Raw genomic sequence first — 12,559 nt, forward strand, 5'->3', positions numbered from 1 at the left:
TCCATTGCCCGGCCCCAAGGGAGGGCATGTCCATTTTTGCGAGGCGGGCGAAGGCGGCCTAGCCGGAGGGCATGCCCATTTTTGCGAGGCAGGCGAGTCACAGGGCATGCCCATTTCTGGCGCGCAGCACTGGACATAAGCACCAAGTGTCCATTGCCCGGCCCCAAGGGAGGGCATGTCCATTTTTGCGAGCCGGGCGAAGGCGGCCTAGCCGGAGGGCATGCCCATTCCGGGCGCGCAGCACTGGACATAAGCACCAAGGGTCCATTGCCCGGTCCTAAGGGAGGGCATGTCCATTTTTGCGAGGTGGGCTAGTGGGCCAGGATGTCGCGGGCGATCTCGTCGGCGTCGCGCAGGGTGCGCTGGCCGCTGCGGTAGACCGGTCCCGACTTCGGCCGGGCCTCGGCGGCGATGGCCGTGCCCCATTGCGCGGCGGAGAGCTGGAGCCCCAGCACGTAAAGTCCCGGCGTCACGGACCCGTTGGCGCCGAGCGGCCGGTACGGATGCGGGACGACGTCCAGCCCGGAGGTCTGCACCGGGACCCCCTCCACGGTCATCATCAGACGCGGCCGCACCAGCCCCTCGGCCAGCAACTGTTCCAGCAGTGGCGAGGAGTTGACGGCCACCCGGTTGGCCGGTGCCAGCGCCTCGATCATCGCCGCCGCGGACACGGCGCCCACCACCGAGCCCGAGCCGGAGCCCGCCACTGCGTTCGCCGTCCCGGGGGCAGCACCGAGCACGCCGGCACTGCCCACAAAACCGCCCACGGCAGCACCGCCCGCGGCGACACTGCCGACGCCGGCAGGCTCCATTGCGGTACTTCCCGACCCGCCGTCGGCGCTTTCATCGGCTCCGCCGCCCACCCACGGCGACGCCGCGGTGAACGTCCGGGCCCGGCGATCCACGCCGAACTTTGGGTCCGGGCCCACGAAGCGGACTACCCCCGCCCGCGCCAGCGCCGCGAGCTGCGCAGAGCGTAACGCCGGCGGCCCGCTCGCCAGGCCTTCCACGAAGGATTCAAACCAGCCCCGGAGGCCCGCGACCCAGGATTCGTCCGTGATGCCACTGTCGGCCACAGCGGTCTTCAGTACCGCCCTGCCGTGGTGCAGCGCGCCGATCGCCATCTTCACGGGGTCGTCCTCGCCAAGTGCCGAGCGCCGGGCGTCGTCGAGCAGATAGTCGACAACGGCGGCGTCCAGTTCAGCCCGCGAGTCGAACGAGCGCCCAGCCAGAGGCGCCGCGAGGCCCAGCAGGTCGAGGCGGCGAGTTGCCCGGACATGGACGGAAATCACCGAATCCGTGGCGTTCTCCCACTTCGCGGTCGAATGCGCGTGCGGCCGCAGGGACTCGTCCAGGGCGCGCAGGAACTCGCCCGGGCCGGTCAGGATGGCATCGGGCTGCGAGCGCGCAAGCGTCGAGTAGTAGGCCCAGATCGCATCCCGGTGCAGGAGCGGCCAGAGGTCGAAGTCGAAGGAGGGCCGGATTCCGGAGTCGGCGAACTTCGCGATCGCATGCTCGGTGCAGTACCGCAACTGGACCTCGCCCGGGTAGTAGCCGGTGAGCGTCGCCTTCGCCCGGTAAGGGGTTCCTCGGCGTGAGGCTGCGATGATGAGCGGTTCGCGGCCGGACGGCAGATACGTCAGTTCACCGTTGCTTTGCTCGTCAACGAACCGGCCGCCCCGTCCTTCCGTCAGCTGTCCCATCACGTCAAAGAAGTTCAGGCCCATGCCGCGCACCAGGACAGGTTTGCCGGCCGGCACCCGGGACCAGTCGACGTCGGCGGGCGCCGCCGGCGGCACGTACAGGAGACCGAGCTCCTCCGCCGCGGAGAGCAGCTCCCGCTGTTCGGGGTTCAGCCGCGCGTCGAGGTGGCCCACGGCCAGCACCACGGAGTCGACGGTAAGCACCGAGCCGTCGTCGAGCACGACGTCGAACCGCACCGATTGTCGCTCAGGCGCGGCCACCGGGCCGGCCGGCTCCGCGGCGGCGTGGCGGATGGACGTCGCCTTCGCCGGGTGGAAGTCCACGCTGACGCCGGCGGGCAGCACGGTGAGCAGTTCCTCGAGGGTGGACCGCAGGTAGCGGCCGTAGAGCGCCCGGCTGGGGAAGTCCGCCTCGCCGAGCCTGGAAACCTCGGCGCGTTCCTCGTCAGTCAGTGATGGGTGCGGGTGGGCCTGCTGGAGTTCGCGCCACTGGTCGAACGTGTGCCCGGCCAGGGGCGGCGCGAGCTCCGGATCCTCGGGGACCACGGTGGGATAGAACGACTGTGTGTTCATCAGGTACAGCCGCGACTGTCCGGGCTGCCAGACGTGCCCCGGGCCCGCCGGGTAGGGGTCGATCACGTCGATGTGCAGGGTTCCCGCGAAGCCGGCGGAGGCCCAGTTGGCGAGGAGCCGTTCCAGCACACTCGTGCCCCGGGGACCGGCGCCTATCACTGCCGTCCGGATGCTTCGAGATATGCCCACGGCATCCAGCGTATCGGCAACCCGGCCGCGGGCTTGACTTCCGCGTGACTTGCCACTGCCGCACCGATGTTCTTGGATGGGGAAATGACCACCACAGAAGCTGACCACCCGTCCGCGTCCGGCCAAGCCACCGGTGCCCTCCCGGCTGCAGGGACTTCCCCCGAACCCGTCGACGAGAACATCTGGCTGGAGGACATCTACGGCCAGGAGCAGCTGGCGTGGGTCCGTGAACAGAACGCCCGTACCGAGGAACTCCTCGAAGATGCCGACTATGCCGACCTGGAAGGCAGGATCCTGGAGGTCCTCGACTCCACCGACCGGATCCCCATGGTGGGCAAGCACGGCGAGTGGTACTACAACTTCTGGAAGGACCGGGACAACCCCAGGGGCCTGTGGCGGCGCACCAGCTGGGACAGCTACCGGGCCGGGACCCCCGAGTGGGACATCCTGCTGGATGTCGACGCCCTCGCCGCCGCCGAGGGCCAGGACTGGGTCTTCCACGGCGCCAACTTCCTCCGCCCGGCCCCGGGTGAACCCCACCGGCTGGCCCTGCTGGCATTCTCCCCCGACGGCGGGGACGCGAACCGCCACCGGGAGTTCGACGTCGAGGCCCGCGGCTTCGTGGACCCGGCCGACGGCGGCTTCGATCTCCCGACCGGCAAGGGCAACGCCTCCTGGCTGGACGGGGACACCCTGCTGGTCGCCACCACCGCCCAGGACCTGCCGCGGACCACCTCGTCCTATGCCCGGACCGGGGTGAAGCTGCGCCGGGGCGACTCCTTGGCGCAGGCCGAGCAGCTGTTCGACATTCCCGAGGACCACATGATGGCGATCGTGGCCCACGACTCCACTCCGGGCTTCGAACGCACGTTTGCCGTCGACTGGATCAGTTTCTTCGAGAAGAACACCTCAGTGCTGCGCGATGGTCAGTGGGTGCAGATCGACGTGCCCGCAGACGTGAACCTGAGCTCACACCGCGAATGGCTCCTGTTCCGCCCGCAGCGTGACTGGAGCGTCAACGGCACCACCCACCCGGCGGGTTCCCTGCTCGCGGCCGGGTTCGAGGACTTCCTCGCCGGCTCCCGGGACCTCGCGGTGCTCTTCACGCCCGATCCTCACACCTCCCTGCAGTCCTGGAGCTGGACGCGGGACTTCCTGCTGCTGAACCTGCTCCGGGACGTGTCCTCGGAAATCCTCGTCCTGGATCCGCGGCGCCCGGGCACGGACGCGGCGTGGGAGGCCACCGTGCTGGACGCCTGCCCGCCCCTGCACGACGTCAATGCCTTCGCGGTGGATGACGAAGACGACGCCGAAGGCTCGGACGACGACGGCACCGGCGGCGCCGCCTCGGTGGCCGAGGGCGAGGCGCCGGGCGCAGGGAACGACTTCTGGCTCGTGGCCACCGGCTTCACGACGCCCACCACCCTGACCCGCGGGACACTCGCCCGCGACGGCGGCTCGGTAACCAGCACGCACGAGGTGATCCGGACCTCGCCGTCGTTCTTCAACGAGGCCGACTACGAAGTCCAGCAGCACTTCGCGGTCTCCAGCGACGGCACCAAGGTTCCGTACTTCCAGGTGGCCGCCAAGGACCTGGTGCTGGACGGCCAGAACCCCACCCAGCTGTCCGGCTACGGCGGCTTCGAGATATCGCGGACGCCCGCGTACAGCGGCGCGATCGGCCGGGCGTGGCTGGAGCGACGCACCGCGGAGTCCAGCGGCGCCGAGGGTGAGGCCCCGCACCGCCGCGGCGGCGTCTACGTGGTGGCGAACATCCGCGGCGGCGGCGAGTACGGGCCGGCCTGGCACCGCGCCGCGTTGCAGGGCAATCGCCACCGCGCGTACGAGGACTTCGCCGCCGTGGCGAAGGACCTGATCTCCCGCGGTGTCACGTCCCGGGAGCGGCTCGGCTGCGTGGGCGGCTCCAACGGCGGACTGCTGGTGGGCAACATGCTCACTCAGTACCCGGAGCTGTTCGGCGCCGTGTCCTGCGGGGTCCCGCTCCTGGACATGCGCCGGTACACAAAACTTTCCGCGGGCTATTCCTGGATTGGCGAATACGGCGACCCTGACGTGCCGGAGCAGTGGGAGTTCCTGAAGACGTTCTCGCCGTACCACCTGCTCAAGGACGGCGTGGACTACCCGGAGGCGTTTATCTGGACGGCAACCTCGGATGACCGGGTGGGGCCGGTCCAGGCCCGGAAGATGGCGGCCCGCATGCAGGCCATGGGCATCCCCAATGTCTGGTTCCACGAGGCCCTCGAGGGCGGCCACGCCGGGGCCTCGGACAACCGGCAGGCGGCGGCCCTGCAGAGCCGCAGCCAGCATTTCCTGTGGCGGGCCCTGGCCGGCCAGGAGGCCTGACCCAACACCCCCGAAAGCACCAGGGAACGCGGGGTCGCTTCGCGCCCATCCGGCGCCGATTCATGGGCCGGAAGTGACCCCGCGATGTTCCGGGCGGGCCGTTTTGCACTGCGTGGCACCTTCTGCGTATCCTTGGTTGGCTAGTAATAGCAATTGGAGACGTGCCAGAGCGGCCGAATGGGCTTCACTGCTAATGAAGTGTGGGGCACAACTCCACCGGGGGTTCAAATCCCCCCGTCTCCGCGTTTGGCCCCGGTCCTCGGACCGGGGCCTTTTGCGTTCCCGGACAGATCAAGCGCCTCCCTGCGTCGCCTGCGCCAACCGGCGCACGTCCGGTGGCCGGACACCTCACGCCCGCCGGCCGATCCGGATGGCAGGATAGGCCCATGTCGAGCAACAACGAATTTGACGCGATCATCGTCGGCGGCGGCCACAACGGCCTGGCCGCGGCCGCGTACCTGGCCAAGGCCGGGCGGGATGTCCTGGTCCTGGAAAAGCTGGAACACCCCGGCGGCGCCGCGGTATCCGCACACGCGTTCGACGGCGTCGACGCCCGCCTCTCGCGCTACTCGTACCTCGTCAGCCTCCTGCCGCAGCAGATCATCGACGACCTCGGCCTGCGCATCACGCTGGCCCGGAGGCGCTATTCCTCCTACACCCCGGACCCCGCGGACGGCCGCCGGGCCCTGCTGGTGGACAACGGGGACGAGGCCGCCACGGCCGCGTCCTTCGCCGCCGTCGGCGCTCCCGACAGCGAGTTCCGCGCCTTCACCGCGTTCTACGGCGCCTGCCGGCAGCTCACGGAGGCGCTCTGGCCCACTATGACCGCGCCGCTGCTGCCGCGGTCCGACGCGCGGGCCCTCGCCGCCCGGGCCGGCGCCGCCGAGGCGTGGCAGGCCATGATCGAACATCCCATCGGGCACGCCATCAGCAAGGAACTGGGCAGCGACCTGGTCCGCGGCGTGGTCCTGACGGACGCCCTGATCGGGACCTTCGCCCGGGCCGACGACGCGGACCTCCAGCAAAACATCTGCTTCCTCTACCACCTGATCGGCGGCGGAACCGGCGACTGGGACGTGCCGGTCGGCGGCATGGGCGCGGTCTCCGGCGAGCTCGAGCGGGCCGCCCGCGACGCCGGCGCGACCATCCTGACCTCCGCGGACGTCACGGCCGTCCGGCCCGGCGGCGTCGTGGACTACCGCCACGGCGGGCAGGGCCACTCGGCAACCGCCCGGTGGGTGCTGTCCAATGTGGCGCCGGTAGTCCTGGACCGGCTGCGCAGCCGGCCGCGCGACCGGCCTTCCGCCGTCGCCGCCACCGGCGCCAATGCCGGTGCCGCCGTCAATTCAGCGGGCGCCGCCACCAACCCGAACCACCGCCGCGAGGGCGCGCAGGTCAAGGTCAACCTCCTGCTCAAACGGCTCCCGCGGCTGCTGGACGGTTCCGTCAGCCCCGAGGCCGCCTTCGGCGGGACGTTCCACATCAACGAGACGTGGTCCCAGCTCGACGCCGCCTACCGCACCGCCGCCGCCGGATCCGTGCCCTCGCCGCTGCCGTGCGAAATCTATTGCCATTCCCTGACCGACCCCAGCATCCTGTCCCCGGAACTGCAGGCAGCCGGCGCCCAGACGCTGACCGTCTTTGGCCTGCACATCCCGGACCGGCTGGTCACGGCGGAGAACAACGAGGACCGCCGCGCCGAACTGCAGGCAGCCGTCCTGGCCTCCCTGAACTCCGTCCTGGCTGAGCCCATCGAGGATCTGCTCCTGACGGATCCGGACGGGCGGCCCTGCATCGAAACCAAGACCACTTTGGACATTGAGCGCGCCGTCGGAATGCCCCGGGGCAACATCTTCCACGGCGGCCTCGACTGGCCGTTCGTGGAGGACGGCGAACCGCTGGACACCCCGGCGCGCCGCTGGGGCGTGGCGACGGACGATCCGCAGATCCTGTTCTGCGGCTCCGGCGCCCGCCGCGGCGGGGCCGTCAGTGCCATCGGCGGGCACAATGCCGCCATGGCCGTGCTGGAATCGGACCCGCCCCTGCGCCATGGCTGAACCGGCGCAATGGGTGACTCTGAACTCGGAGACACGCGCATGAACGCCTCCCCGCAGAGCCCCGTACCGGCCCAGGGCAGTTGGAGCCCGCGGCTGGCCCTTCTCGTGGCCGCGACGTTCTTCATGGAATTCCTCGACGGGACCGTCCTGACCACGGCCATACCCAGTATCGCCGCCGATTTCTCCGTGCCGGCCGCCGACGTCAACATCACCATGACGGCCTACCTGATGACGGTGGCGATGGGCATCCCGCTCAGCAGCTGGCTCGCGGAGCGGCTCGGTGCCCGTCGGGTGTTTTGTCTCGCCATCGCCATCTTCACGGCGGCGTCGCTGCTCTGCGCGCTCAGCCAGGACCTGACCATGCTGACCCTGAGCCGTGTCCTGCAGGGTGCCGGCGGCGCCATGATGGTCCCGGTGGGCACGCTCGTGGTGCTCCGCGGCACCCCGAAGAAGGACCTGCTTCGGGCGACCGCCTTCCTGGTGTGGCCCGGACTGCTGGCCCCGGTCCTCGCCCCGCTGGTGGGCGGAGCGCTCACCACCTACCTGTCCTGGCACTGGATCTTCCTGGTCAACCTCCCCCTGGGCCTGGCGGCGTTCCTGGCCGCGCTGCGCCTGGTCCCCACAGTCCGGGGCGACAGCACGCGGCGCCTGGACTGGCTGGGCCTGGTTTTGACCACGCTCGGCGTGGGCGCCCTGCTGGTCGGCCTGGAATTGATGGGCGGCCGGGACGCCGGGCTGCTGGCGGCCGCGGGGATCGTGGCCGGCGTGCTGTTCCTGGCCGCCGCCGCGGCCTGGATGCGGCGGGCCAGCACGCCGCTGTTCAATCTGTCCGTCTTCGGTGCGCGGACGTTCCGCGCGACGGCCACGGGAGGCTTTGTGTACCGCCTGACCATCAGCGCGGTGCCGTTCCTGCTGCCGCTGATGTTCCAGGTCGGTTTCGGCTGGGACCCGCTGCAGGCCGGGGCGATGGTGTCCGCCGTGTTCGTGGGGAACATCGGGATCAAGCCCGCCACGACGCCCCTGATCCGGCGCTTCGGGTTCAAGCCCGTCCTGGTGTTCGCGTCGCTCGCCTCCGCGGCCACGTTTGCGCTGTGCGCGCTGCTCAACGCCGGCACGCCGGAGCCGCTGATTGTCGCGGTGCTGGTGGCCAGCGGAGCATTCCGTTCGATCGGGTTCTCGGCCTACGCCTCCGTCCAGTACGCCGACGTCGCCCCGGCCCAGCTGCCCTCCGCCAATGCCGTCTCCGCGACGCTCGTGCAGCTCGCCACCGCGGCCGGGATCGCCGTCGGGGCGCTCCTGCTGCGGGTTTTCGAGGCAGGCAGCCACGCAGGATCCGCCGGGGCCGCCGCCGATCCGGCGGCGCCGTACCGGGCAGCGTTCGTGGCCATCGCGGTCCTGATGCTCCTGAGCACGCTGGACAGCCTGGCCCTCCCCCGCCACGCCGGCGCGGAAGTCAGCCGGCCTGGCCCAGCACCAACGGCAGCACGGCGCCGGCGCCCGCGAGCCTAAGGGCCCGCCCGGAGACGGTCAGGGTCCAGCGGCTGTCCACGAGGTCGTCCACCAGCATGACGCTCTGGCCCCGGATTCCAGCCAGGGCCTCCTCCAGCTCCGGTCCCACCGCCACGCGGTCCCAGACGCCGGCGAGCCGGTAGGCGCTGTTCCCGCCGCGGCCGCCGGTGGGTCCGCCGTGGTTGAGCTGCAGCTGGCCAAGATACGGGATGCGGCCGATCTCGGAGATCCCGCGGGCCAGGGAATCCACCAGCAGCGGCTTCCCGCGGGAGGGCAGGCTGATGATCGCGGCCGGCCGGCCGGCCCCGCTCCAGCCCGGGGTCCGGGCATCCCCCGCGCCCCACTCCCGGAGCACCTGGACGCAGGCCTGGAGCATGCCGGGGTCCACGGCCCGGTCGGCCGCACCGGCGGCGAAGGCCTCCCGCAGGGCCCCGCCCCAGCCAAGGTCCGTCAGGCGCGCCAGCACCCGGCCGTCCGCCAGGGCTTCATCCGGCTTGATCTTGCCCTTGACCGGCACGCCCAGGCGGTCCATGCCGCTGGGCCACTGCAGCCGCGGTTCCAGGACGACGCCGGCCCGGCGCAGGGTCTGTCCGGCGGTCTGCGTGGCGTCCTCGGCGATATCGGCCCGGAACCAGCGGCCCGCGCAGTTGTCGCAGCGGCCGCAGGCGCGGGCGGTTTCATCGTCCAGCACCGAGGTGATGTATTCCATCCGGCAGCCGGCCGTGTCCTGGTAGATGACCATCGAGTCCTGTTCATCCACCCGGGCCTCGGCGATCCGGCTGTACCGCTCGGCGTCGTAGTTCCAGGGCTGTCCCGTGGAGCGCCAGCCGCCGCCGACGCGTTCGACCGCGCCGTCCACGGCCAGGACCTTCAACAGCAGCTCCAGCGGGGTGCGGCGCAGGTCCACCCGGGCCTCGAGCGCCACCGTGGACACCGCCGTGCCTGCCTCGGCGAGGGCCGTCAGGACCGCGGCAGCCTTCTCCTCGGACGGCATGGAGGCGGTGGCAAAGTACTGCCAGATATCGCGGTCCTCGGAACCTGGCAGCAGCAGGACGTCGGCGTTAGCCGCGCCACGGCCTGCGCGGCCCACCTGCTGGTAGTACGCCACCGGGGACGACGGCGCGCCAAGGTGCACCACGAAGCCGAGGTCCGGCTTGTCGAAGCCCATGCCGAGCGCGGACGTGGCTACGAGCGCCTTGACCTGGTTGTCCTTGAGGAGCTGCTCGGCGCGTTCCCGGTCCGCGGGGTCCGTGCGGCCGGTGTAGGCGAGCACCTCGTGCCCCGCCTCGGCCAGGAGGCGGGCAGTGTCCTCGGCGGCCGAGACCGTGAGTGTGTAGATGATGCCGCTGCCCTGCAAATCCTGCAGGTGGGTCAGCAGCCAGCCCAGCCGTTCGCGGGAATCGGGCAGGGTCAGGACACCGAGCCTGAGCGAGTCCCGGCCCAGGGCGCCCCGGATGGTGAGCACGTCCTTGCCGAGCTGCTCCTCGATGTCATGCACCACCCGGGAATTGGCCGTGGCGGTGGTGGCGAGCACCGGGACGGTCTCCGGGAGCTGCGTGATGAGGTCCGCGATGCGCCGGTAATCGGGGCGGAAATCGTGGCCCCAGTCCGAGATGCAGTGGGCCTCGTCGATTACCAGCAGCCCGGTCCGGCGGACGAGCTCGGGGAGCTGGTTTTCCCGGAAGGACGGGTTGGTGAGGCGTTCCGGCGAGACCAGCAGGACGTCCACTTCATCGGCGGCGAGCTGCTCGCGGACGGTGTCCCAGTCCAGCTGGTTCGCGGAGTTGATCGCGACCGCCCGCACCCCGGCCCGTGCCGCGGCGGCGACCTGGTCGCGCATGAGCGCCAGCAGCGGGGACACGATCAGGGTGGGGCCGGCGCCGCGGCGGCGCAGCAGCAGGGAGGCGACGAAGTACACGGCCGACTTCCCCCAGCCGGTGCGCTGCACTACCAGGGCCCGCCTGCCGCCGTCGACCAGGGCCTCAATGGCCTCGAACTGGCCGTCATGGAACTCCGCCTCGGGGTGGCCCACGAGCTCCCGCAGTACGTTCTGGGCCTGTTCCCGGGTCGAGGACGTGGTGCCGGCTAGGGCGGTGCTGGAAAGGGCGTTCTGGTTACTGGCCATTGCTTCAGTATCCCAGTCCCCTCCGACAGCCATGAAGCCGGGGCCCGCTATGTGCACAATCCCAGGCGCTGGACACACGACACCGCATCAAGGCCGCAACGTAAGATAAGACGCGTGACTACGGACAAGACAAAGACTTTTGACCTCTCCACCTCGTTCAAGGCCTACGACGTGCGCGGAATTGTGGGGCAATCCATCACCGCGGAGATCGTCGAAGCCGTCGGTGCCGCCTTCGTCGACGTCCTGGAACTCACGGGGCAGACCGTGCTGGTGGGCGGGGACATGCGCCCCTCCTCCCCCGAGTTCGCCAAAGCCTTCGCCAACGGCGCAGCCACCCGCGGAGCCAACGTCCAGCTGCTGGACCTGATCTCCACCGACGAGCTCTACTACGCGTGCGGAGCCCTCAACGCCGCCGGCGCCACGTTCACCGCGAGCCACAACCCGGCCGAATACAACGGCATCAAGATGGCCAAGGCCGGCGCCGTGCCCATCTCCTCCGAAACCGGGCTCATGGAGATCCAGGCCCGCGCCGAGGAATACCTCAACGCCGGCACCATCCCCGCGGCCGGCAGCATTGGCCTGATCGGCGTGCAGGACGTCCTCAAGGGCTACTCGGAGTACCTGCGCAGCCTGGTGGACCTGCGCGGTTCACGGCCGCTGAAAGTTGTGGTGGATGCGGGCAACGGCATGGCCGGCCTCACCACCCCGGCCGTGCTTGGCGATGCCCTGCTGCCCAAGCTTCCCTTGGAAATCGTCCCGCTGTACTTCGAGCTCGACGGATCCTTCCCGAACCACCCGGCCAACCCGCTGGAGCCGGAAAACCTGCGCGACCTGCAGGCCGCCGTCGTCGAGCACGGCGCGGACATCGGCCTGGCCTTCGACGGCGACGCCGACCGCTGCTTCGTGATCGACGAAAAGGGCGAGCCCGTCTCGCCGTCGGCCATCACCGGCATGGTGGCCCGCCGTGAAATCGCCCGCGCGCAGGGCCTCGGTGAAGACACGCCCACCGTCATCCACAACCTGCTGACCTCCCGCGCGGTTCCGGAACTCGTGGAACGCCACGGCGGCCGGCCCGTCCGCACCCGCGTCGGGCACTCCTTCATCAAGGCCGTCATGGCCGCGGAAGGGGCCATCTTCGGCGGGGAGCACTCGGCCCACTTCTACTTCCGCGACTTCTGGAATGCGGACACCGGCATGCTGGCAGCCATGCACGTTCTGGCGGCCCTCGGCGAACAGGAGGGTCCACTCTCCGAGCTCGGCCGCGAATACGAGCCGTACCGGTCATCCGGCGAGATCAACTCCGAAATCGAGGACAAGGCCGCCGCAGTCGAGCGGGTCCGCAAGGACTTCCACGACGACGACGTGGAGGTCGACTACCTCGACGGCAGCACCTTCATCGCCGCCGACGGCAGCTACTGGTTCAACCTGCGCCCGTCCAACACCGAACCGTTCCTGCGCCTCAACGTCGAAGCCACGGACACCGCCACCATGGAACGCGTCCGCGACCGCGTCCTGGCGCTGGTCCGGGGCTAGCCGTGGCAGCACACCCGGAAGAATCGTCCAACACCGGATCCTGGCGCGATTCCGTGCCGGACGCGAGTGCCACGGACCTGGAGAACCTGCTCGGCACCGGCGTTGGCGCCGCGCAGGAGCAGCTGGAGCGCAACGGCGGCTTCCTGCCCTTCGCGCTGGTGGTGCAGAACGACGGCGAAGTCCGGCTGGTTGCCGTGACACCCGCGGACGCGAGCGACGGATCGGACGCCGACTTCGACGCGGACGCCATGATCCGGGACCTCCACGAGCTGCTCCGGCAGCACCGGGAGGAGTTCCGGGCCGCCGCCGTCGTCTGCGACATCACGCTGCTCGAGGAAGACTCGGACGCCATCCACGTCGCGGCAGAGCACCAAGACGGCTCCCTGTTCGCCGCCGTCCTGCCCTACGCCGCGAACGCCGGGACGCACGAACTCGAATTCGGCCAGCTGGCCGCCGACACCAACGAGCCCGCCGTCTGGGTGGACTAGACCGCCTTTAGGCTGGGG

General features: G+C 70.3%; 7 protein-coding genes and 1 tRNA gene. 6 read left to right on the top strand and 2 right to left on the bottom strand.

Translation table 11 applies throughout. The features are described from left to right. Positions 1-311 precede the first annotated feature (311 nt). The gene (locus AC1DZQ_RS11440; protein ID WP_476963622.1) at positions 312-2,465 is read right to left on the bottom strand and encodes an FAD/NAD(P)-binding protein; all 2,154 of its coding nucleotides are present in this window, start codon (positions 2,463-2,465) and stop codon (positions 312-314) included. Positions 2,466-2,549: 84 nt separating this feature from the next. Here AC1DZQ_RS11440 and AC1DZQ_RS11445 point away from each other — a divergent pair, with 84 nt between their 5' ends. The 4 genes from AC1DZQ_RS11445 (at position 2,550) to AC1DZQ_RS11460 (ending at position 8,395) form a co-directional block, all read left to right on the top strand. Then, positions 2,550-4,829 (top strand): prolyl oligopeptidase family serine peptidase, encoded by a 2,280-nt coding sequence (locus AC1DZQ_RS11445; RefSeq protein ID WP_476963623.1) that lies wholly within the window; start codon positions 2,550-2,552, stop codon positions 4,827-4,829. 155 nt (positions 4,830-4,984) lie between these two features. Then, positions 4,985-5,072, top strand: a tRNA-Ser gene (locus tag AC1DZQ_RS11450). A 143-nt stretch (positions 5,073-5,215) separates the two neighbouring features. After that, on the top strand, positions 5,216-6,886 hold the full coding sequence (locus AC1DZQ_RS11455; protein WP_476963624.1) for a phytoene desaturase family protein: 1,671 nt from the start codon (positions 5,216-5,218) through the stop codon (positions 6,884-6,886). A gap of 39 nt (positions 6,887-6,925) precedes the next feature. Then, positions 6,926-8,395, top strand: coding sequence for an MFS transporter (locus tag AC1DZQ_RS11460; RefSeq protein ID WP_476963625.1), 1,470 nt, complete (start codon positions 6,926-6,928; stop codon positions 8,393-8,395). Here AC1DZQ_RS11460 and AC1DZQ_RS11465 read toward each other — a convergent pair. After that, positions 8,340-10,520 (bottom strand): RecQ family ATP-dependent DNA helicase, encoded by a 2,181-nt coding sequence (locus AC1DZQ_RS11465; RefSeq protein WP_476963626.1) that lies wholly within the window; start codon positions 10,518-10,520, stop codon positions 8,340-8,342. The genes AC1DZQ_RS11460 and AC1DZQ_RS11465 overlap by 56 nt on opposite strands. 114 nt (positions 10,521-10,634) lie before the next feature. On the opposite strand from AC1DZQ_RS11465, the gene AC1DZQ_RS11470 reads away from it, so the two are divergent. After that, positions 10,635-12,053 carry a phosphomannomutase/phosphoglucomutase gene (locus AC1DZQ_RS11470; RefSeq protein ID WP_476963627.1) on the top strand — a complete coding sequence of 473 codons (1,419 nt, stop codon included), beginning with the start codon at positions 10,635-10,637 and terminating at the stop codon, positions 12,051-12,053. Positions 12,054-12,055: 2 nt separating this feature from the next. Further along, entirely contained in the window at positions 12,056-12,541 is a 486-nt protein-coding gene (locus tag AC1DZQ_RS11475) for a hypothetical protein (RefSeq protein WP_476963628.1), read from the top strand. Positions 12,542-12,559: the final 18 nt, after the last annotated feature.

It is taken from the genome of Arthrobacter sp. P1_C12_2 (assembly GCF_056406415.1).

What these genes read in the sequence shown, in the direction of transcription:
- AC1DZQ_RS11445 (WP_476963623.1), top strand. Translation starts at nt 2,550, where the DNA reads ATGACCACCACAGAAGCTGACCACCCGTCCGCGTCCGGCCAAGCCACC.
- AC1DZQ_RS11455 (WP_476963624.1), top strand. Translation starts at nt 5,216, where the DNA reads ATGTCGAGCAACAACGAATTTGACGCGATCATCGTCGGCGGCGGCCAC.
- AC1DZQ_RS11460 (WP_476963625.1), top strand. Translation starts at nt 6,926, where the DNA reads ATGAACGCCTCCCCGCAGAGCCCCGTACCGGCCCAGGGCAGTTGGAGC.
- AC1DZQ_RS11465 (WP_476963626.1), bottom strand. Translation starts at nt 10,520, where the DNA reads ATGGCCAGTAACCAGAACGCCCTTTCCAGCACCGCCCTAGCCGGCACC.